22 protein-coding genes are annotated in these 20686 nt (G+C 72.5%); 15 read left to right on the top strand and 7 right to left on the bottom strand.

Annotated elements, in window-relative coordinates; all coding sequences use genetic code 11:
* The first annotated feature begins 94 nt into the window (after positions 1 to 94).
* From S1361_RS07390 to S1361_RS07355, 8 genes are all read left to right on the top strand, one after another.
* Positions 95 to 883 carry a HipA family kinase gene (locus S1361_RS07390; protein ID WP_208031043.1) on the top strand — a complete coding sequence of 263 codons (789 nt, stop codon included), beginning with the start codon at positions 95 to 97 and terminating at the stop codon, positions 881 to 883.
* A gap of 34 nt (positions 884 to 917) precedes the next feature.
* A complete protein-coding gene (locus S1361_RS07385; RefSeq protein WP_208031042.1) occupies positions 918 to 1367 on the top strand; it encodes a DUF3037 domain-containing protein in 450 nt (149 codons plus the stop codon).
* A 159-nt stretch (positions 1368 to 1526) separates the two neighbouring features.
* Positions 1527 to 2288 carry a 3-oxoacyl-ACP reductase FabG gene (gene fabG / locus S1361_RS07380; protein ID WP_208031041.1) on the top strand — a complete coding sequence of 254 codons (762 nt, stop codon included), beginning with the start codon at positions 1527 to 1529 and terminating at the stop codon, positions 2286 to 2288.
* A 22-nt stretch (positions 2289 to 2310) separates the two neighbouring features.
* The gene (locus tag S1361_RS07375) at positions 2311 to 3072 is read left to right on the top strand and encodes an SDR family oxidoreductase (RefSeq protein ID WP_208031040.1); all 762 of its coding nucleotides are present in this window, start codon (positions 2311 to 2313) and stop codon (positions 3070 to 3072) included.
* Between the two features lie 194 nt (positions 3073 to 3266).
* Positions 3267 to 4844, top strand: a complete 1578-nt coding sequence (locus S1361_RS07370) for an ABC transporter substrate-binding protein (protein WP_208031039.1) — start codon at positions 3267 to 3269, stop codon at positions 4842 to 4844.
* 106 nt (positions 4845 to 4950) lie between these two features.
* Complete coding sequence (gene ung, locus S1361_RS07365; protein ID WP_208031038.1) at positions 4951 to 5634, top strand: uracil-DNA glycosylase; 684 nt, start codon at positions 4951 to 4953, stop codon at positions 5632 to 5634.
* Between the two features lie 184 nt (positions 5635 to 5818).
* On the top strand, positions 5819 to 6331 hold the full coding sequence (locus S1361_RS07360) for a tetratricopeptide repeat protein (protein ID WP_208031037.1): 513 nt from the start codon (positions 5819 to 5821) through the stop codon (positions 6329 to 6331).
* Positions 6332 to 6516: 185 nt separating this feature from the next.
* On the top strand, positions 6517 to 7428 hold the full coding sequence (locus S1361_RS07355) for a Gfo/Idh/MocA family protein (RefSeq protein ID WP_208031036.1): 912 nt from the start codon (positions 6517 to 6519) through the stop codon (positions 7426 to 7428).
* Here S1361_RS07355 and lnt read toward each other — a convergent pair.
* Together lnt and S1361_RS07345 are read right to left on the bottom strand one after the other, a co-directional pair.
* The gene (gene lnt, locus S1361_RS07350) at positions 7346 to 8920 is read right to left on the bottom strand and encodes an apolipoprotein N-acyltransferase (RefSeq protein ID WP_208031035.1); all 1575 of its coding nucleotides are present in this window, start codon (positions 8918 to 8920) and stop codon (positions 7346 to 7348) included. The genes S1361_RS07355 and lnt overlap by 83 nt on opposite strands.
* Before the next feature lie 130 nt (positions 8921 to 9050).
* Positions 9051 to 9527, bottom strand: a complete 477-nt coding sequence (locus S1361_RS07345) for a nuclear transport factor 2 family protein (protein ID WP_208031034.1) — start codon at positions 9525 to 9527, stop codon at positions 9051 to 9053.
* Between the two features lie 93 nt (positions 9528 to 9620).
* Between S1361_RS07345 and S1361_RS07340 the strand changes: the two genes are divergently transcribed.
* On the top strand, positions 9621 to 10232 hold the full coding sequence (locus tag S1361_RS07340; RefSeq protein ID WP_208031033.1) for a DUF4291 domain-containing protein: 612 nt from the start codon (positions 9621 to 9623) through the stop codon (positions 10230 to 10232).
* A 126-nt stretch (positions 10233 to 10358) separates the two neighbouring features.
* On the opposite strand, the gene S1361_RS07335 is transcribed toward S1361_RS07340, so the two are convergent.
* From S1361_RS07335 to S1361_RS07325, 3 genes are all read right to left on the bottom strand, one after another.
* On the bottom strand, positions 10359 to 10538 hold the full coding sequence (locus tag S1361_RS07335; protein ID WP_208031032.1) for a hypothetical protein: 180 nt from the start codon (positions 10536 to 10538) through the stop codon (positions 10359 to 10361).
* Between the two features lie 193 nt (positions 10539 to 10731).
* A complete protein-coding gene (locus S1361_RS07330) occupies positions 10732 to 11607 on the bottom strand; it encodes an undecaprenyl-diphosphate phosphatase (protein ID WP_208031031.1) in 876 nt (291 codons plus the stop codon).
* Between the two features lie 171 nt (positions 11608 to 11778).
* Positions 11779 to 12249, bottom strand: coding sequence for a winged helix-turn-helix transcriptional regulator (locus tag S1361_RS07325; RefSeq protein WP_208031030.1), 471 nt, complete (start codon positions 12247 to 12249; stop codon positions 11779 to 11781).
* 106 nt (positions 12250 to 12355) lie between these two features.
* Between S1361_RS07325 and S1361_RS07320 the strand changes: the two genes are divergently transcribed.
* Positions 12356 to 13525, top strand: coding sequence for a thiolase family protein (locus S1361_RS07320; protein WP_208031029.1), 1170 nt, complete (start codon positions 12356 to 12358; stop codon positions 13523 to 13525).
* A 4-nt stretch (positions 13526 to 13529) separates the two neighbouring features.
* Here the strand turns inward: S1361_RS07320 and S1361_RS07315 are convergent, their stop codons facing one another.
* Complete coding sequence (locus S1361_RS07315; RefSeq protein WP_208031028.1) at positions 13530 to 14234, bottom strand: TVP38/TMEM64 family protein; 705 nt, start codon at positions 14232 to 14234, stop codon at positions 13530 to 13532.
* Positions 14235 to 14260: 26 nt separating this feature from the next.
* On the opposite strand from S1361_RS07315, the gene S1361_RS07310 reads away from it, so the two are divergent.
* The 3 genes from S1361_RS07310 to S1361_RS07300 all read left to right on the top strand — a co-directional run bounded on the left by S1361_RS07310 (position 14261) and on the right by S1361_RS07300 (position 16639).
* Positions 14261 to 14440: a hypothetical protein gene (locus S1361_RS07310; protein WP_208036972.1), complete on the top strand. Its 180-nt coding sequence runs from the start codon at positions 14261 to 14263 to the stop codon at positions 14438 to 14440.
* A gap of 100 nt (positions 14441 to 14540) precedes the next feature.
* Positions 14541 to 15710, top strand: coding sequence for an elongation factor Tu (gene tuf, locus S1361_RS07305; protein WP_208031027.1), 1170 nt, complete (start codon positions 14541 to 14543; stop codon positions 15708 to 15710).
* An 83-nt stretch (positions 15711 to 15793) separates the two neighbouring features.
* Positions 15794 to 16639: a spermidine synthase gene (locus tag S1361_RS07300; RefSeq protein ID WP_208031026.1), complete on the top strand. Its 846-nt coding sequence runs from the start codon at positions 15794 to 15796 to the stop codon at positions 16637 to 16639.
* A 47-nt stretch (positions 16640 to 16686) separates the two neighbouring features.
* Here the strand turns inward: S1361_RS07300 and S1361_RS07295 are convergent, their stop codons facing one another.
* Positions 16687 to 17730: a DUF8017 domain-containing protein gene (locus S1361_RS07295; protein WP_208031025.1), complete on the bottom strand. Its 1044-nt coding sequence runs from the start codon at positions 17728 to 17730 to the stop codon at positions 16687 to 16689.
* Between the two features lie 53 nt (positions 17731 to 17783).
* Here S1361_RS07295 and S1361_RS07290 point away from each other — a divergent pair, with 53 nt between their 5' ends.
* Both S1361_RS07290 and S1361_RS07285 read left to right on the top strand, forming a co-directional pair.
* Positions 17784 to 18254, top strand: coding sequence for a DUF4442 domain-containing protein (locus S1361_RS07290; RefSeq protein WP_243769113.1), 471 nt, complete (start codon positions 17784 to 17786; stop codon positions 18252 to 18254).
* Between the two features lie 538 nt (positions 18255 to 18792).
* The gene (locus S1361_RS07285; protein WP_243769112.1) at positions 18793 to 20676 is read left to right on the top strand and encodes an RICIN domain-containing protein; all 1884 of its coding nucleotides are present in this window, start codon (positions 18793 to 18795) and stop codon (positions 20674 to 20676) included.
* Positions 20677 to 20686: the final 10 nt, after the last annotated feature.

The raw sequence follows: 20686 nt of genomic DNA, 5'->3' as shown, positions 1-20686 counted from the left end.
ACCGACAGGGCCGTTGACGGGTGAGTCCTGCTGCTGCGCCCCGTCGGGATCGATCTTGCATGTGCAAGGCTGAAGAGATGGACGGCCCGGAAGAATGCTGAAAGAGGTCACCGCGACCCGCTACATCACGCCACTGCGTGAGGGGGGCTCGCTGCCGGGCCTCGTCGAGGCCGACGACTTCGGGACCTACGTCATGAAGTTCACCGGCGCCGGACAGGGCCGCAAGACCCTGGTCGCCGAGGTGGTGTGCGGCGAACTCGCCCGGCGCCTCGGACTGCGCGTGCCCCGGCTGGTCACCATGCGGCTGGACCCCGTCCTCGGGCTGGGCGAGCCCGAGCAGCAGGTGCAGGACCTGCTGCGGGCCAGCGGCGGCACCAACCTCGGCATGGACTTCCTGTCCGGCGCCCTCGGCTACGACCCGCTCGCCTTCCCGGTGAGCGCGGCGGAGGCCGGCCGGATCGTCTGGTTCGACGCACTGATCAACAACGTCGACCGCTCCTGGCGCAACCCCAACCTGCTGGTGCACCAGGGCGAGCTGTGGCTCATCGACCACGGCGCCACCATGATCTGGCACCACAACTGGCCCGCCGCCGCCGGCTCGGCCGCGCGTCCCTACGACGCCTCCGACCACGCCCTCGCCCGCTTCTCCCCGGACGTGCCCGCCGCCGCGGCCGAGCTGGCACCCCGGGTCACCGAGGACCTGCTCGCCGAGGTCACCGCCGAGATCCCCGAGGCCTGGCTCGCCGACGAGCCCGGCTTCGACACCGCCGACGAGCTACGCCGGGCCTACGCACGGCCGCTGCTCGCACGCGCGGCCGTCATCGCCGAGCGGATCACCGGCATCGGCACCGGCAACGGTTCCGGAACCCAGGAGGGCAAGTGAGCGAGCGGTTCGGCGAGCGGTTCCAGGAGGGCAAGTGAGCGAGCGCCACATCCACATGGCCGGTCATGTGACCGAGCGGCACATCACCCGGGCGGGCCAGGGCGGCGACCGGGACGTGTTCGAGTACGCCCTGCTGCGGGTCGTACCCCGGGTGGAGCGCGGGGAGTGCATCAACGCGGGCGTGGTCGTGTACTGCCGCGCCCGGGGCTACGTCGGCGCCCTCACCCACCTGGACGAGGCCCGGCTGCTCGCGCTGGACCCGGCCGCCGACGTGGCCGGGGTGCGTGCCGCGCTCGGCGCGATCGAGCGGCACTGCGCGGGCGGCGAGCAGGCCGGGCAGGCGGCCGGCGACGATGCGGGGCGGCGCTACCGCTGGCTGGTCGCGCCGCGCTCCACGGTGGTCCAGCCCGGTCCCGTGCACACCGGCCTGACCGCCGACCCGGCCGCCGAGACGGAGCGGTTGCTCGACCTCCTGGTGAGGTAATGGATCACACCGGCCGGGTGTGCCGTTGACACCGGGTGCCAGGGCTTCTAGCGTCACGGGTGCTGAAGGTACTAAGCGGTCGCTCACCGCACCAGGGGCCCTCTCCGGGCCCCGACAGGTTCTCTCAAGAGGTTCTCTCAAGGGCGAGGAGAAGCACCAATGTCCACCACTGAACAGCGGGTCGCGGTCGTCACCGGCGCGGCGCGCGGTATCGGCGCCGCCACCGCAGTACGACTGGCTGCCGAAGGCCGCGCGGTCGCCGTGATCGACCTGGACGAGGCCGCCTGCAAGGACACCGTCGAGAAGATCACCGCGGCCGGCGGCAAGGCCGTCGCGATCGGCGCGGACGTCTCCGACGAGGCGCAGGTCGAGGCCGCCGTCGCCCGGATCGTCGAGGAGCTGGGCGCCCCGACGATCCTCGTCAACAACGCCGGCGTGCTGCGCGACAACCTGCTGTTCAAGATGAGCGTCTCCGACTGGGACACCGTCATGAACGTGCACCTGCGCGGCTCGTTCCTGATGACCAAGGCCGTGCAGAAGCACATGGTGGACGCGGGCTTCGGCCGGGTGGTCAACCTCTCCTCCTCCTCGGCTCTCGGCAACCGCGGCCAGGCCAACTACTCCGCCGCCAAGGCCGGTCTCCAGGGCTTCACCAAGACCCTCGCCATCGAGCTGGGCAAGTTCGGCATCACGGCCAACGCGGTCGCCCCCGGCTTCATCGCCACCGAGATGACCAAGGCCACCGCCGACCGCGTCGGCATGGGCTTCGAGGACTTCAAGAAGGCCGCCGCCACCCAGATCCCGGTGCAGCGCGTCGGCGAGCCCGAGGACATCGCCAACGCCGTCGCTTTCTTCACCGGCGAGGCGGCCGGCTTCGTCTCCGGCCAGGTGCTGTACGTCGCCGGCGGACCGCTCAACTAAGGGACTCAGAGGTAACACGGACATGACTGAACTCCCGGAGCTGTCCGGCAGGGTCGCGATCGTCACCGGCGCCAGCCGCGGCATCGGCTACGGCGTCGCCGAGGCGCTGGTCGCCCGCGGCGACCGCGTGTGCATCACCGGCCGGGGCGAGGACGCCCTGAAGGAAGCCGTCGAGCAGCTCGGCACCGAGCGCGTCATCGGCGTCGCCGGCAAGGCGCACGACCTGGACCACCAGACCGAGGTCGTCGAGCGCACCATGGAGGCCTTCGGCCGGGTCGACTTCCTGGTCAACAACGCGGGAACCAACCCGGTGTTCGGCCCGATCGCGGACCTCGACCTGGGCGTCGCCCGCAAGGTCTTCGAGACCAACGTGATCTCCGCGCTCGGCTTCGCCCAGAAGACCTGGCACGCCTGGCAGAAGGACAACGGCGGCGCGATCGTCAACATCGCCTCGGTCGCCGGCCTCGCACCCTCGCCGTTCATCGGCGCGTACGGCGTCAGCAAGGCCGCGATGATCAACCTGACCCAGCAGCTGGCGCACGAGTTCGCGCCGAAGGTACGGGTCAACGCCATCGCCCCGGCCGTGGTCAAGACCAAGTTCGCGCAGGCCCTGTACGAGGGCCGGGAGGAGGAGGCGGCCGCCTCCTACCCGCTCGGCCGGCTCGGTGTGCCCTCCGACATCGGCGGGGCCGCCGCGTTCCTCACCTCCGAGCAGTCCGACTGGATCACCGGTCAGACCCTCGTCGTGGACGGCGGCATCTTCCTCAACGCCGGCGCCGGCTGAGGCGGAGCATCTCTTCCGGGCGCCGATTTTCGGACGGATCGGCGCCCGGAAGGCCGTAGGGAGTCCGCAGAGCGGAATGACAACGTCGTCATGGTTCAGGCGATCAAGAACGCTGGTGACGGGGGAGGTCCACGGCTCCGGACGCTGCGGTATGGTCTGCCGACCCTTGGTATGGCAGATCGAGGAGCGTGCGCGTGTTCAACCGGAACCGATTTCTGCGGAGAGTCGCGGCGATCGCGTCCCTGGCGTTGGTGGCCGGATGCAGTCTGTTGTCCGACGACGACCCCGACAGCCAGGGGCCTATCGTCGTGGGCACCACCAGTGCCCCCAGCACGCTGGACCCGGCCGGCGCCTGGGACGGCTCCTGGGAGCTGTACCGGAACATCTTCCAGACGCTCCTCGCCTACCCGAGCGGTGCCACCACCCCCCAGCCCGACGCCGCGGAGAGCTGCTCCTTCACCGACTCCACGAGCCGCACCTACCGCTGCAAGCTGCGCGACGGCCTGAAGTTCGCCGACGGCGACCCGCTGACCGCCGAGGCCGTCCGGCACTCGATCGACCGCATCCGCACGATCAACGCCCCCGGCGGCCCCGCCGGACTGCTCGGCAGCCTGGACCGCGTCGAGACCTCCGGCGACCGCGAGGTCGTCTTCCACCTCAACCAGCCCGACGCCACCTTCCCGTTCGTGCTGGCCACGCCTGCCATGTCGATCGTCGACCCCGACGACTACCCGACCAACTCCCTGCGCAAGGACACCTCGGTGCACGGCTCCGGGCCGTACAAGCTGGAGTCCTACGAGGAGGGCTCCGAGGCCGTCCTGGTCCGCAACGGCAACTACCAGGGCTTCGCCAAGCTCCAGAACGACGCGGTGACCATCCGCTACTTCAAGGACTCCGCCGGGATGGTCAAGGCGCTCAAGGACAAGCAGATCGACGTCACCTACCGGGGCCTGGCCGCCGACGACATCCTCGCTCTGCAGGAGCACGACAACGAGGACCTGCAACTGGTCGACGGCGCCGGCACCGACATCAGCTACCTGGTGTTCAACCCCAAGGACCCCTGGGCCAAGCAGCCCGCCGTGCGCAAGGCCGTCGCCCAGATCGTGGACCGGGGAGCGATCGCCCACAAGGTCTACAAGGACACCGTCGACCCGCTGTACTCGATGGTCCCCAAGGGACTGACCGGCCACGCCACCGGCTTCTTCGACGACTACGGCAACCCGAGCGTCAGCAAGGCCCGCAAGATCCTCACCGACGCCGGCATCACCCAGCCCATCCCGCTGACCTTCTGGTACACCACCGACCGCTACGGCTCCGAGACGGCCCTGATGTTCCAGGAGCTGAAGCGGCAGCTGGACGCCTCCGGCCTGTTCACCATCACCCTCAAGAGCCGCCCCTGGAAGACCTATGTGGTCGGCTACCAGAAGGGCGAGTACCCGGTGTTCGGACGCGGCTGGTTCCCGGACTTCCCGGACGCGGACAACTTCATCGCCCCGTTCGTCGGCGAGCACAACGCGCTCGGCACGCCCTACCCGGCCAAGGAGATCACCGGCAGGCTGCTGCCCCATGCGCGCGCGGAGAGCGACCGCGCGCGGACCGTCAAGGACGTCGAGGCGGCCCAGCAGATCATGGTCGACGACGCCCGGCTGATCCCGCTCTGGCAGGGCCGGCAGTTCGTGGGGGCCAGCGTCGACATCTCCGGCGGCGAGCAGGCCCTCGACCCGTCGACGATCATGATGATGTGGACCCTGCACCGCAAGACCAGCTGGTGAGACCGGCGAACGGCCCTCGCGGCACCGGTTGTCAGTGGTCGCCTGTAGGTTCTGGAACCTGGAAGTGACCGCACGCCGTAGCCGATCGAATCGTGAGGACGTTGACGTGACCGACATCGCCATGCTGCCCGAGTCCTGGCGCGGGGTTCTGGGCGACGAACTGCAGCAGCCCTACTTCAAGGAGCTGACCGAGTTCGTCGAGGAGGAGCGGGCGAAGGGTCCCGTCTACCCGCCGCGCGAGGAGGTCTTCGCCGCGCTGGACGCGACGCCGTACGAGCAGGTGAAGGTCCTCATCCTCGGCCAGGACCCGTACCACGGCGAGGGCCAGGGCCACGGCCTGTGCTTCTCGGTCCGTCCGGGTGTGAAGACCCCGCCCTCGCTGCGGAACATCTACAAGGAGATGCAGCAGGAGCTGGGCCTGCCCGTTCCGGACAACGGCTATCTCATGCCGTGGGCCCGGCAGGGCGTGCTGCTGCTCAACGCGGTCCTCACCGTCCGCGCCGGCGAGGCCAACTCGCACAAGGGCAAGGGCTGGGAGAAGTTCACGGACGCGGTGATCCGCGCGGTGGCCTCCCGCCCCGACCCGGCGGTCTTCGTCCTGTGGGGCAACTACGCGCAGAAGAAGCTCCCGCTGATCGACGAGACACGGCACGTGGTGGTCAAGGGCGCGCACCCCTCGCCGCTCTCCGCGAAGAAGTTCTTCGGTTCGCGTCCGTTCACGCAGATCAACGAGGCGATCGCCGCGCAGGGGCACGAGCCGGTCGACTGGCGGATCCCGAACCTCGGCTGACCGTCGCCGGGGCCGGGGGGACTCTCCGAAGGAGCGCGGGGCCGTAGCGGTATGCGGCTGGGCCGCGTGGGCGCGACCAGCCACAACGGACCCGCAGTTGCCCACCGGCCCAGCCTGGCCCGGAATCCTCGCGGCGCCGGTTAGCGTCGGGAGCGGACCATTGCCGACGGCCCGGAGGTCACCCGTGGCGGAGCGACAGGAACAGGCGGCGCCGGACGCCGTGCTGACGCGGATCGGACAGGTCGTGATGCTGCACCACGGTGGCGACCGCGAGGAGGCGCGCAGCCGCTTCCTTGACCTGTGGGCGGAGATCGGCGAGGAGGGTGACCCGCTGCACCGGTGCACCCTGGCCCACTACCTCGCCGACACCCAGGACGACCCGGCGGACGAACTCGCCTGGGACCTGCGGGCCCTGTCGGCGGCGGAGGAGCTGGCCGACGGCCGGGCGGGCGGCGATCCGTCGAGCGTCCAGGGCTTCTTCCCCTCCCTCCACCTCAACCTGGCCGCCGACTACGTCAAACTGGGCCGCGCCGAGGCCGCCCGAAGCCATCTGCACCGGGCGCGCAGCGCCGCGGGGGTGCTCGCCGACGACGGCTACGGCGCGGGGGTGCGGTCGGCGATCAGCCGGCTGGCGTTCCGACTGGGGGAGGACGGCGGTCCGGGGGGCGAGGGCTGGACGCCGCCGCGCCAGCGGTAGCGCCCCGCTGGGGCGGCCGAGTTCGCCCTGTCGGGTGCCGGCTGCGGCGTCGTCGTGGTTGCTCGCGCCCACGCGGCGGCGCCGTATGTGGGTGCAGCCCCGCACCCCTTCGGGGCGCGTCGGTGACCGTGGACCCCCGTATGCTTCCGGCAGGCATCAGGCAGGCAAGCCGTGGAGGAGCGCACGTGAAGGTCGGCTGCATCGGACTCGGGGACATCGCGCAGAAGGCCTATCTGCCGGTGCTCGGCACGCAGCCGGGAATCGACCTGCACCTGCAGACCCGCACACCCGCCACGCTGGACCGGGTCGGGGACGCGCTGCACCTGCCCCGGGAGCAGCGGCACACCACCCTGGACTCGCTGCTCGCCGCCGGCCTCGACGCGGCCTTCGTGCACGCGCCGACCGCCGTCCACCCCGAGATCGTCGCCCGGCTGCTGGAGGCCGGCGTTGCGACGTACGTCGACAAGCCGCTCGCCTATCGGCTCGCCGACTCCGAGCGGCTGGTCGCCCTGGCCGAGCGGCGGGGCGTCTCGCTGTTCGTCGGCTTCAACCGCCGGTACGCCCCCGGGTACACCCAGTGCCGGGACCACCCGCGCGAACTGATCCTCATGCAGAAGAACCGGATCGGGCTGCCCGAGGAACCCCGTTCGATGGTCCTGGACGACTTCATCCACGTCGTCGACACCCTGCGCTTCCTGGTGCCCGGCCCGGTCGACGACGTGACCGTCCGCGCCCGCGTCGAGGACGGCCTGGTCCACCACGTCGTGCTCCAGCTCGGCGGGGACGGCTTCACGGCCCTCGGGCTGATGAACCGGCTGAGCGGCTCCACCGAGGAGATCCTGGAGGTGTCCGGGCAGGACACCAAGCGCCAGGTGGTCAACCTCGCCGAGGTGATCGACCACAAGGGGCAGCCGACCGTGCGCCGGCGCGGCGACTGGGTGCCGGTGGCCCGGCAGCGCGGCATCGAGCAGGCGGTCCTCGCGTTCCTCGACGCCGTACGGGAGGGGAAGGTGCTCAGCGCCCGGGACGCGCTGGCGACTCATGAACTGTGCGAGCGGGTGGTCCGAGCGGTTCAGGACCGCTGCGGCGCAGCCTGAACGCCCGCACCCCGTCCGTCACGCCCAGCGCAGCCAGCGCCAGCAGCGCGCCGTACACCGGCCAGTCGCCGTGGCGGACGTACGGCGTGATGCCGTGCGCGAGCGGTACGTCGTACACGCGCGCGGTGCTCGCGTCGGTGCCGAGCCACGGGCCGAGGCGCTGACCGCCCGGGCCGTACACCGCCGAGACGCCGGTGAGCGTGGCGTGCACCATCGGGCGGCCGGTCTCGGCGGCGCGCAGCGCGGCCAGCGAGGCGTGCTGCTCCGGCGCCCAGCTGCGCTGGAAGGACGAGGTGGACGACTGGCCGAGGAGGACGTCCGTGCCGCCCTCGGCGAGATGCCGGCTCATGTCGGGGAACGCGGTCTCGAAGCAGATCAGCGGGCCGATGCGCAGCCCGTGCCCGACGTTCATCACGGTCTGTGCGGTGCCGCGCTGCCGGTCCTCGCCCGCGGCCCGGCCCACCGAGGTGGCCCAGCCGAGCAGCGAACGGGCGGGTATGTACTCGCCGAAGGGGACCAGCCGCATCTTGTCGTACCGGTCGCCGGTCAGGCCGTGCGGACCGACCAGCACCGAACTCTTGTAGATGCCGGGCCGGTCGGAGCGGCGGGCGTCCACGTTCACCAGCAGGTCAGCGCCGGTCTCGCGGGACAGGACGGCCAGCCGCCGGGCCAGGTCGGGGCGGTCGTCCAGGTCGAAGCCGACGCTGGACTCGCCCCACACCACCAGGTCGGCGCCCTGCCCGGCGAGCCGCCGGGTCAGCTGCTCCTCCCGGGCGAACCGCTTGTCGCCGCTGTCCTGCCCGGCCACGATGCCCGGCTGGACCACGGCGATCCGCACCTGTCCGTCGACGGCGGGGCGTGGCGCCCACGCCCAGGCGGCCGAGGCCGCGGCGGCCGTGGCGACCAGCGAGGCCACGGCCGGCACCCGCGACTCGCGCACGGCGAGCAGCATGGCCACCGCCACGTTGACGGCCACCACCAGGAAGCTGAGCAGCCACACCCCGCCGACCGAGGCCAGCCGCAGCGCCGGGCCCACCTGCCACTGGCTGGCGCCCAGCATCCCCCACGGCCCGCCGAGGCCCTGCCAGGACCGGACCAGCTCCACCGCCAGCCAGGCCGACGGCAGCACCAGCAGGGCGGCGGCACACCGGCCCGGCGTCGGCACCCCGCCCAGCAACCGGCGCACCAGCCGGCCCCAGGGCATCCAGAGCAGGCCCAGCAGCGCGGCTATGAGGAAGATGAACACGTGCAGGCTCGGCAGCAGCCAGTGGTGGACGGCCACCAGGAAGCCGATGCCGCCCCACCAGCCGTCGTAGCCGGCCCGCCGCCCGGTCGGCGCGGAGCGGGCCAGCAGGATCCACGGCACCAGGGCGACGTACGCGAACCACCACAGGGACGGCGCCGGGAACGCGAGCACGGGAAGGGCGCCGGCGAGGGCGGCGGCGGCCGAGCGACGCCACGGGGAGGCCGGCCAGTGGTTGATCATCCTCATAAGGACCCTCCCTACCCACCGATGGCTCCAGTGTGCGTGGTGAGTGTGCGGCGGTGCGCGGTCGGCCCGGGTGAGGAGGGCGTACGGCGGGCCCGGACCGGCGGGAGCCGGTCGCAGCTCGCCGCGCCCCCTAGAGCCCGTGCGCCCCGGGGGCGCCGCCTCTGCGCCACTTCTCGTGTACGACGACCTCGTTCAGGCGCCAGCCGTCCGGGGTGCGCAGCACCCCGAAGTCGTACCGGCCGCCGCACACCAGGTCCGGCGCGGCCGAGCCGTCGGCCTCGGCGAAGCGCAGCGGGTTGACGTAGTCGGCACGGACGCGGGCGGTGTCACCGGTGTCCTGATCGAGGGCGCCGAAGCGCACCTGCCGGTTGACGATCAGGTGCTGGCACATGCCGAACAGGGCCAGGCTCTCGGCGAGCCAGGCGGCGATCTCGTCCGCGTCGCCCTCGATGCCGCCCGCCGAGCGGTAGTCGGCGCGTCCGTCCGCCGTGAACAGATCTCGGTAGGCCGCCCAGTCACCGTCGTCCACCGCCACCGCGTACGCGGTGACGAGGTCGTCCACGGCCAGCCGGTCCCTTACGGTCGCGAACTCCGCACGCTGCGTCATCGGCTCAGTCTTGGGCACGCGGGGCGCGGAGCCAAGTGGTACGCGGTGAATATTCGGTGGTGCGGGACGCGTGCGACGGCCGAGTCTGTTGCCGTGCATGAGGAAAAGACCGTCACCGAGCCGAAGTTCCGTATCCGCGCCCGGCACACGGAGACCACGGTCACCGTCTACCAGGCCTACCGCCCGGCGATCGGCCGTCCGGCCGCCCGCACCGGGCGGTTCCCGTCCGCCTGGAAGCGGGACCGGATGACCTGGATCAAACCGTCCTTCCTGTGGATGATGTACCGCTGCGGCTGGGGCACCAAGGAGGGGCAGGAGACCGTCCTCGCCATCGACATCAGCCGCGAGGGCTTCGAGTGGGCCCTGCGCCACGCCTGTCTGTCCCACTACGTGCCCGCCCTGCACGCGGACCAGGCCGCCTGGAAGCGGGAGCTGGCGAGCAGCCCGGCCCGCGTGCAGTGGGACCCGGAGCGGGACCTGCACCTGAACCCGCTGCCGTACCGGTCCCTGCAGCTCGGCCTCGCCGGGCAGGCGGCGGCGCGGTACGCCGACGACTGGATCGTGGGCATCGAGGACGTCACCCCGCTGGCCACGGAGATCCACGCGCTGGCGCGGGCGGGCGAACGGGAGCGGGCGAGCGCGCTGCTGCCGGTGGAGCCGCCGTACCCGGTGGCCGACGAGGTGCTCGCGCACCTGCGGGCGTAAGGGCTGCGACGGGGTGCCCGCCGGGCCGGGGGAGCCGGGGCTGCGGCGGGAGCCCGTCCGGGCTTCGGGGCCGGGGCGGGAGTCCCTCTGGGCTTCGGGGCCGGGGGCGGGGCGCCCGTTCGGGTGTCAGGCCGCCTCGATGACCCGTGCGCGGATCGCCTCCGCCCACTCGATCACCAGCAGCTCGTACTCCGCGCGCTCCTGGGCCGACAGGGTGCCGCCCGCACGCAGCCACAGCGCCCGGATCTGCTCGTTCACCTCGGCAGCAGACCGCACGGAACCAGGGGGCGGGGATTCGGGGGACATGCGCAACAGCCTAGGGCCAAGCACTGACGGTGCGCTACCGCATGGCTACACAGAAGGTATGCGGTTGGTCACCGGCGCCGCCCGGTCGTCCGTCCGTAGCGGCGAACTGCCGTGCGGCCCCGTGAAGTTGCCCAGGTCATAGGCGGGCCGCCGGGGCGCGGAAGATGTCCGAAACCCGGGTGGTGGGCGGCCCTCAGCCGGCCGACTCCGCCGCGTGCGGGCTGAGCGCACCCGCGCCGACCAGGGCGATGATCACGATGCCGAGGGCGATGCGGTACCAGACGAACGGCATGAAGCTCTTGTTGGAGATCCACTTCATGAACCACGCGATGACCGCGTATCCGGAGGCGAACGCGATCACCGTCGCGAACAGGGTCGGCGGCCAGTCCACATGGCCCTCGCCCAGCGAGTCCTTCACCTCGAAGGCTCCGGAGGCGAGGACGGCCGGGATGGCGAGCAGGAACGAGTAGCGGGCCGCGGCCTCGCGCCTGTACCCCATGAACAGTCCGCCGCTGATGGTGGCGCCGGAGCGGGAGACACCGGGGATGAGGGCGCAGGCCTGGCAGAGGCCGAAGATCAGGCCGTCCTTGACCCCGAGGTTCTCCAGCGTCTTGCGCTGCTTGGGCGCCCGGTGCCGGCCGCCGGTCTCGTCGCGGGCCGCCATCCGGTCGGCGATGCCGATGACCAGGCCGACCACGATGAGCATGGTGGCGGTGACCCGCAGGTCGCGGAACGGCCCCTCGATCTGGTCCTTCAGCGTCACGCCCAGCACCCCGATCGGGATGGACCCGACGATCACCAGCCAGCCCATCTGCGCCTCGTGGTCGTGCCGCATCGTCCTGTCGAACAGCGAGCGGAACCAGGAGGAGATGATCCGGCCGATGTCCTTGCGGAAGTAGATGAGAACCGCGGTCTCCGTGCCGATCTGGGTGATCGCCGTGAAGGCCGCGCCCGGGTCCTTCCAGCCCGAGAACGCCGCGGTCAGCCGCAGGTGCGCACTGGAGGAGACGGGCAGGAACTCGGTCAGCCCCTGGACGAGTCCGAGGACGAGGGATTCAAACCAAGACATGAAGGTGTGGCGTCCAAGCGCTGTTCGGAGATGAGGTGATCATGTGACGGACGAAGCGTAGCGGGCTCGGCCGGCAGGGCGGCACCAGGGGCCGTACGGCCGGCGGGCGGCTGCCGGGGGGCGTACGGGCGAGGGTCGTGCGAGCGAGGTCCGTGCGGGCCGGGGCTCCGGTTATGCGGCCGTCGGCCCGGTCAGGGTCCAGCCCGGGCTCTGCGGGTGGGCCGTCAGATCCTCGTGGCGCACCGGCTCGCCGCAGGCCCGGCAGGTGACCACCGGCACCAGTTCGTGGCCACAGGTGTGCTCGACGACCATCGGCAGGTCGGCGCCCTTGCGCAGGTGGCGGTCGCCCCACTCCTTGAGGGTCATCAGGACCGGCTCCAGCTCCAGGCCCGCCTGCGTGGGCCGGTACTCGAAGCGCTGGGGGCGCTCGCTGTAGAGGCGCTTGGTGAGGATGCCGGCCTCCACGAGCCGGCGCAGCCGGGCGGACAGGATGTCGCGCGGGGCGCCGGTGTTGCGCACGAGCTGGTCGAAGCGGCCGTTGCCCAGGCACACCTCGCGCAGGACGAGCAGGGAGTACTTCTCCCCGACCACCGTGAGTGCGTCGGCGATGGAGCAGGGGCGCGGGTCCTTCGTGGCGGCCATGCGGCCCAGTCTAAAGGAGGGTTTGATTTTCCAACTTAAAGGGCTATGGTGAGTCCGGATTTCCTACTCACCGGTAGCCCTCGCGATCACGTTGGAGGCCCACCCCATGCGAGACGCAGTCATCGTCGAAGCCGTACGCACCCCGATCGGCAAGGGCAGGCCGAACGGCTCCCTCGCCCACGTCCACCCCGTGCAGCTCCTCGCCCACACCCTGCGCACCCTGGTCGAGCGCTCCGGCGTCGACCCGGCGCTGATCGACGACGTGATCGGCGGCGCCGTCGACCAGGTCGGCGAGCAGGCCATGAACACCACCCGGTACGCCGCCCTCGCCGCCGGCCTGCCCGAGTCGGTTCCGGCGACCACCGTGGACCGCCAGTGCGGCTCCTCCCAGCAGGCCGTGCACTTCGCCGCGCAGGGCGTGATGTCCGGTGCGTACGACCTCGTCGTGGCCTGCGGTGTGGAGTCGATGAGCCGGGTGCCGATGTGGTCCAACGTGCCCGCGGGGAAGGACCCGTTCGGGCCCGGCGTCGCCGAGCGCTACCCGGAAGGCATGGTCCCGCAGGGGATCAGCGCCGAACTCATCGCCGCCAAGTGGTCCCTCACGCGCGCGCGGATGGACGAGTTCGCCGTCTCCTCCCACCGCAAGGCCGCGGCCGCGTGGCGCGACGGGCTCTTCGACGCCGAGGTCGCGCCGCTCGACGGCGTCGCCCGCGACGAGTGCGTCCGCCCGGACACCACCCCGGAGATCCTCGCCGGTCTCAAGCCCGCCTACCACGACCCCGGCTTCGCCGAGCGGTTCCCGCAGATCGAGTGGAACGTCACCGCGGGCAACGCCAGCCCTGTCAACGACGGCGCCTCCGCCGTCCTCATCACCTCCGGCGACACCGCGGCCCGGCTCGGCCTGCGCCCGCTGGCCCGCCTGCACAGCTTCGCCGTGACCGGCTCCGACCCGCTGCTGATGCTCACCGGGGTGATCCCGGCGACGGAAAAGGTGCTGCGCCGGGCGGGCCTGAAGCTGGGCGACATCGACCTTTTCGAGGTGAACGAGGCCTTCTCCAGCGTGGTCCTCGCCTGGCAGCAGGAGACCGGCGCCGACCTCGCCAAGGTCAACGTGCACGGCGGCGCGATCGCCCTCGGTCACCCGCTCGGCGCGAGCGGCACCCGGCTGACCACGACCCTGGTCCACGCCATGCGGGAACGCGGCGCCCGCTACGCCCTCCAGACCATGTGCGAGGCGGGCGGACTCGCGAACGCGATGATTCTGGAAGGCGTCTGATCCTTCACCGGCCGCGCAGCCGGTGGCGCTTGCGCCAGGCCAGCACCGTGCCCGCAAGCGCCGGTACGGCGATGCAGGCCATCGCGATCAGGAAGGCGGGGGAGGCCGGCGCCGAGGCGCGGGCGCCGGCGACCGCGTAGGCGGCCGTGTTCGGGATCGACCCCAGCCCCGTCGCCAGCAGGAACGGCAGCCAGCCCATGCGGGAGACGGCCGCGCAGTAGTTCGCCGCCGAGAACGGCACGCCGGGGAAGAGCCGGACGGCCAGCATGGACCGGAACCCGTGCCGGCTGAGCTGCCCGTCGGCCGCCTTCAGCCAGCGGCCCCGCAGCAGCGGGCGCAACGCGCCCTGCCCGAGCGTCCGGCCCAGGCCGAACGCCATCCCGGCCCCGAGCACCGTGCCCGCGAGCGCCGTCGCCAGCCCCAGCTGGGCGCCGAACAGCGCGCCCGCGGCCAGGTTCAGCAAGGGGCGCGGTACGAACGCCACCGTGCACAGCCCGTACGCCGCCGCGAACACGGCGGCCGCCGCGGCCCCGCCGAGCTGCGGCGGCACGCCGTGCGTCAGCAGCCGCTGCGGCTCGAACAGCAGCACGCAGACGGCGGCGCCCGCGAGCAGCGCGAGCAGCAGCGACAGCCGGGCGTAGGGGGACAGCAGGGTGGCGGCGGCCCGGGGAGAGGCCGTGGCGGTGCCAGAGCGGTCGGCATCGAGCATCCGGCGACCCTAACCGACGATCCCGGGTGAGCGCCGTGAGCCCGAACTCACCCCGCCGCGAAAACCATTCGACGCCGGACGGACCGTCGGCGATGATCGACCACATGTTCCGGTACGCCTTCCTCCTCGCAGCATCCGCCGTCGCGGATGCGCCGAAGGCTGCCGTCCTGATCCTCGTGGCCGCTGCCGACGGCGCCCGAAGCTGACCCTCTCCGGATCGTCCGGCGGACCCCGCAGGGGGAGGGTCGGCGAGTCCCCGGGGTCCCGCGTTCTTCCGTCACGGCTGAGAGGCTTCGAGGTACAGCCATGTCCAAAACGGCCTACGTGCGCACCAAGCCGCACCTGAACATCGGCACCATGGGTCACGTCGACCACGGCAAGACGACCCTGACCGCCGCCATCACCAAGGTCCTCGCCGAGCGCGGCACCGGCACCTTCGTGCCGTTCGACCGCATCGACCGGGCCCCGGAGGAGGCCGCCCGCGGCATCACCATCAACATCGCCCACGTCGAGTACGAGACCGACACCCGGCACTACGCCCACGTCGACATGCCGGGCCACGCCGACTACGTCAAGAACATGGTCACCGGCGCCGCCCAGCTCGACGGGGCCGTCCTCGTCGTCTCGGCGCTCGACGGGATCATGCCGCAGACCGCCGAACACGTGCTGCTCGCCCGGCAGGTGGGCGTCGACCACATCGTGGTCGCGCTGAACAAGGCCGACGCCGGGGACGAGGAGCTGACCGACCTGGTCGAGCTGGAGGTCCGCGACCTGCTCACCGCCCAGGGCTACCCGGGCGACGCCGTCCCCGTCGTACGCGTCTCCGGACTGAGGGCCCTGGAGGGCGACCCGCGCTGGACGGCGTCCGTGGAGGCGCTGCTCGACGCGGTGGACACCTACGTGCCCATGCCGGAGCGGTATCTCGACGCGTCGTTCCTGCTGCCCGTCGAGAACGTGCTCACCATCACCGGGCGGGGGACCGTCGTGACCGGTGCCGTCGAGAGAGGGGCGGTCCGGGTGGGCGACCGGGTCGACGTGCTCGGCGCGGACGTCCAGACGGTCGTGACCGGCCTGGAGACCTTCGGCAAGCCGATGGAGGAGGCGCAGGCCGGGGACAACGTGGCGCTGCTGCTGCGGGGCGTGCCCCGGGACGCCGTACGGCGCGGGCACGTGGTCGCGGCACCGGGGAGCGTGGTGCCGAGCCGCCGCTTCACGGCGCGGGTGTACGTGCTGTCCGGGCGCGAAGGGGGTCGTACGACGCCGGTCTCCACCGGCTACCGGCCGCAGTTCTACATCAGGACGGCGGACGTCGTCGGGGACGTGGACCTCGGCGAGCGGGCGGTCGCCCGGCCCGGGGAGACGGTGGAGATGACCGTCGAGCTGGGGCGGGAGGTGCCGTTGGAGCCGGGGCTCGGGTTCGCCGTCCGTGAGGGCGGGCGCACCGTGGGAGCGGGGACCGTGACCACGGTGGAGTGAGGCCGAGGTGTGTGGGGGACCGCGGGGCCGTCCCGGCCGGCCGCGCGGTCCCCCGCGCCGCGTGCGCGCGTCACAATGAACAGGTGACCGAGCAGATACCCGTTTCCCGCACCACCGACCACGGCACCGCCAAGCTGATGCCCGACGTCGATCGGGAGCGGGCCTGGCTGCTCACCGTCGACGGGGCGCCGCAGTCGTACGTCGATCTCGACGACCCGGCGTATCTGGAGTTCGAGTACGCGCGGCGGCTGGGGTTCGTGCTGGACGCCGTCTCCGCCCAGGGGGTGCCGCTGGACGTGGTGCACCTCGGCGGGGGCGCGCTGACGCTGCCCCGCTACGTGGCCGCCACCCGGCCCGGGTCCCGGCAGGACGTGGTCGAGGCCGACCGGGGGCTGCTGGAACTGGTCACCGAGCAGTTGCCGCTGCCGGCGGGCTCGGGCGTCGCCCTGCACGCGGCGGATGCCCGGGCCTGGCTGGAGGAGGCGCCGGACGACCACGCCGACGTGCTGGTCGCCGACGTGTTCGGGGGGTCCCGGGTGCCGGCGCATCTGACCACGCTGCCGTACGTCCGCCAGGCCGAGCGGGTGCTGCGGCCCGGCGGGGTCTATGCGGCGAACCTCGCGGACGCGGCGCCGTTCGGCTTCCTCCGCTCCCAACTGGCCAACCTGGCCGCCGTGTTCGAGGAGACGGCGCTGATCGCCGAGCCGGCGGTGCTGCGCGGTCGGCGGTTCGGCAACGCGGTGGTCGTGGCCTCGCACCGACCGCTGGACGTCGCCGCGGTCGCCCGCCGCGCCGCGGCGGACGCCTTTCCGGCGCGGGTCGAACACGGGCCGGCGGTAGAGGAGTTCATCGGCTCGGCCCGCCCGGTCGAGGACACCGGAGCGGTGCCCTCGCCCGAGCCCCCCGACGGGGCGTTCGGCATCGGCTGACGCCGCCGGGCGGACGACGACCGCCCGCGCGGCGGTCCCGGGGCCGGTCAGTCCGCGATCGGGTCGCCGTGCAGGCGTACCGTGGTCAGGATCTTGTCGATGGTCGCGTCGGGCAGTTCGTCCTTGACGCCCTTGGCGCCGTAGAGCGTCCAGGAGACGAAGTTGCCCTTGGAGTTCTTGAAGGCGAACGTGACGGCCTTGCCGTCGGTGTCGCACTTGTTCTTCTTCGGCACGCCGACGACGTACGACGTCGCGACGCTGCCCTTGACGCCCGACGCCGTCGTGAAGGGCCTGGCCTTGCCGATCCGCAGGTACTTCCTGGCTGCCTTGGACTGGTCGGTGTACCCGCCGAACGCGAAGGCGGCCGAGTCGCCGCGGGCGGTGCTCGCGGTGTCCTTGGCCCCGTTCTCGCCCTTCGTGCCGCTGCCCGCGAGCGCGTGCGACTCCTTGTAGCCGCTCTTGTCGGAGGTGCAGTACTCCGGCTTCAGGAACGCGGGGCCGGAGAAGCCGATGTACGCCGAGCCGTCGCCCTTCACCTCGTCCTCGAAGAAGGAGAAGACGCCGGGCTTCTCCACCTCCCAGTCGGCGGGTACGTCGAAGGCCGTGCCGTGCTTGGGGTTCACCACGACCTTCCAGCCGGGGACCGTCGGCTTCTCCGACTCGCCGGAACGCGGGTTGTCGGTCGTGGTCGAGGTGGGCGAGGCGGGCGAGGAGCCGGTCGGCGACGGACTCGTGCTCTGTCCGCCCTTGCCGTTGTCCGCCTCGTCGTCCTTCGTTCCGCCCAGCACCAGATAGCCGGTCACGGCGGCGGTGACCACGACGGCCGTGGCCGCGATGATCGCGATCAGCTTGGTACGGCCGCCGCCGCCCTGCGGGGGCTCGGGCACCGGCACTGTCGGGGGCTGCCCCCACTGCTGCTGTCCGTAAGGGCCGGCCTGCGCCTGCTGTCCGTACGAGCCGGCCTGCGGGTACTGCTGGTATCCGGGCTGCTGGTACGGGTTCGGCTGCTGATAGCCCGGCTGCTGGTACGGGTTCTGCTGGTCGTGCTGCGGGTTCTGCGCGCCCCCTGGCGGCTGCTGATCTGGCCACATGGCCCGTAACCCTAGTGTGCTTCTCTGGCCAGGCCTCGCTACTCGTGAGTAACATGGCGGCCATGAGCGCAGACCAGATGTCGATCGGCGAGATGCTCGCCGCCACCGTGCCCATGGCCCGGACGCTGAACCTCCAGTTCCTGGAGACCACGCCCGACAAGGCCGTGGTGTCCCTGCCGGACCAGGGCGCGTACCACAACCACGTGGGCGGCCCGCACGCCGGTGCGATGTTCACCCTCGGGGAGTCGGCCAGCGGCGCCATCGTGCTGGCCGCCTTCGGGGACCAGCTCTCGCGTGCCGTACCGCTCGCGGTGCGGGCCGAGATCGCCTACAGGAAGCTGGCGATGGGGGCCGTCACCGCGACCGCCACGCTGGGCCGCCCGGCCGCCGAGGTCGTCGCCGAACTGGACGCGGGACAGCGGCCCGAGTTCCCCGTGTCCATCGAGATCCGGCGTGCGGACGGCGCCGTCACCGGCGAGATGAGCGTCCTGTGGACGCTCCGGCCGACCGACCAGGGGAAGTGACCCGCCGGACCACGGTCACCGTCCCGGCCGGAGCAGCCCGATGCGGCGGGCTGCTCCGGCCGACACGTCTCGGCGCCACGACCGTCGGCTCGGCGCGGACCGGTCTGAGCCTGCCGGTTCCGGTCAGGGGCGCGACCGGAAACACCTGAGCGAGAAGCGCAACGAGACGAGGGGCTTGCGCGGCGTCCCAGTGCCGTCTGCCTGGCGGCCGCGCTGCCCACCGTGGTGGTCCGGGTGTCCCATGCCGGTCGCCGGCCGGCGTGAGCCATCCGGCTTTTGCGGTACGGAAGTTGAGCACTGTTCCGCTCAACCCGGAGGGATACCGCCGGTAACCATTGGGTAATTCACCGACTTTGCCACTGGGGGCATTCCCGCTCCTTGTTTCCTGTCAGCCGCGTGTGCAAAGGTGAGCCTCCCCGCGGGAGGGCGAAGGCAGACGCCGACGTCGAGGCCGGCCCTTGTATGCACCTATCAGGCACTGCTTTCCGACAGGACCGCTTTGCGCATGCGGCCCTGCGGCTGGAAAGGAAACGGTTCCGTGCAGTCCCCCCACCCCCCACACCCGCCCCTGCCCGCCCCGGCCGGGGAGCCCGACCGCGTTCTCGTCGCCCGGCTGACCGGCCCGGAGGAGGGCCGCCACCACGCGGTCGCGCTGCTGCTCGCCCGGCACTGGCGGGCCACCCGCGACTACGCCGTGGTCTGCCTGGCCGCCGCCGGGCCGACCGCCCAGCTGGTGGCCACCGCGGCCTTCCAGCACGTGCTGGGCCGCATGCCGAGCGCCGTGACCGGCGGCGCCCTGCGCCCCCATCTGCTCGTCGCCGTCCGGGAGGTCGTCCGCGCCTGGGCCACGGACGACGTCGCCTGCATCGCTCTGACGGAATTGCGCAAAACCACCGGCGGTCGCGGACTGCGCGCCGCAAAGCCCGGCCCGCCGGAAAGCAGGCAACTCGCAGCCCGCGCATTCCAGGCCCTTCCCGGCGCCGCGCAATGCCTTCTCTGGCACACCGAGGTCGAAGCCGAACCCATAAACATACCCGCCGGTCTGCTGGGTATGGACCCGGCCGACGCCACGACCGCCCTGGAGCGGGCGCGCGAACAATTCCGCGCCGGTTGCGTCCGCGCCCACCGCGAACTCGCACCCACCCGGGAATGCCGCTTCTACAACCGGCTCCTGGACGTTCCCATCCGCCGCGGCGGCACCCTGCTGCCAGAGGTGCGCCGGCATCTGACGGTCTGCCGCCACTGCCGGTACGCCGCCGAACAGCTCGGCCACTTCGACGGCGCCCTGTCGCTCCTGCTCGCCGAGACCGTGCTCGGCTGGGGCGCCCGCCGCTACCTCGACTCCCGGCCCGGCCGCGGCGCCGCCGGGGAATGGCCGCCCCCGCCCCCGCACGCGCCGCCGGACACGGCGCCGACGTCCGGCGGCCGGCACCGCACCGGAGGGGAGTACCGCCACCGCAAGGCCGTCGCCATCGGCGTCGGACTCACCTGCGTCGCCCTGCTCGCCACCGTCCTCGCGGTCCACGGCCGGTCCGATGACAACGGTGTCCCCGGCCCCGGCGTCACCTGGGGCGCCCCCGCCGCCGGCACCCCGCGGCCGAGCGGCGCGGGTGCCCGCCCCGCCCCCTCGCCCGCCACCGCCTCCTTCGGCGAATCCACCGACCTGGCCCACGGCACCCTGCGCGGCCTGTCCTCCGGGCGCTGCCTGGAGGTGCGCGGCGACCGGGTCGAGGCGGGCGCCGGTGTCCGCCTCGCCTCGTGCACGGCGGCCCCTTCGCAGCAGTGGTCGTACCAGGACGACGGCCTGCTGCGCAGCGCCGCCGACCCCAGCCTGTGCCTGGCCGCCGACCCCGGCACGAGGAGGGTCGCGCTGGCCGGCTGCCTCGTACCCGCCGGGGAGGTGTCGTACGACGTCACGGTGCGCGGCGAGATCCTGCTGCGCTGGCACCACGGCCTGGCCCTCGCGGCCGCGTCAGGCCGTTCCGCCACCCGGGTCGGCGTGGCGGACCGCGACGGGTCGGCCCGGCAGCGGTGGGTGCTGGAGCCGGCGGCGGCCGGCCGACGGCCGCGTTCCGACGCGGTGCCGGACGCGCGCGTCGGACAGGGCCGGTCCGGTTCCGGGCGGCCGGGGACGTCGAGGGGCGGGGCCGGGCGGTCTCCCGGGCACGAGCGGAAGGACGGCGGCACCACGCGCGGGAAACCGGGGGCCGACAGGGAGCGTGGGGCACCGCGGATCGCCGGGCAGCGGGACGCGCCGAGGGTCGCCCGGATCCGCGCCGCCGGGGCGGAGCGACCGGCCGCCGGGGCCCGGGCCGTACAGAAGGCGGAGGAGCTCGTGGTTCCGGTCGTCGGCACGCTGACCGAGCCGGTCGCCCACGGCGGCGGTGCCGCGGCGGGTGTCGTGCGGACGGGGCTCGGCTGACCTGCGCGGG

Origin of the sequence: Streptomyces cyanogenus (assembly GCF_017526105.1) — a bacterium.
Taxonomy (GTDB): domain Bacteria; phylum Actinomycetota; class Actinomycetes; order Streptomycetales; family Streptomycetaceae; genus Streptomyces; species Streptomyces cyanogenus.
This window is presented reverse-complemented; position numbering and strand designations above follow the sequence as displayed.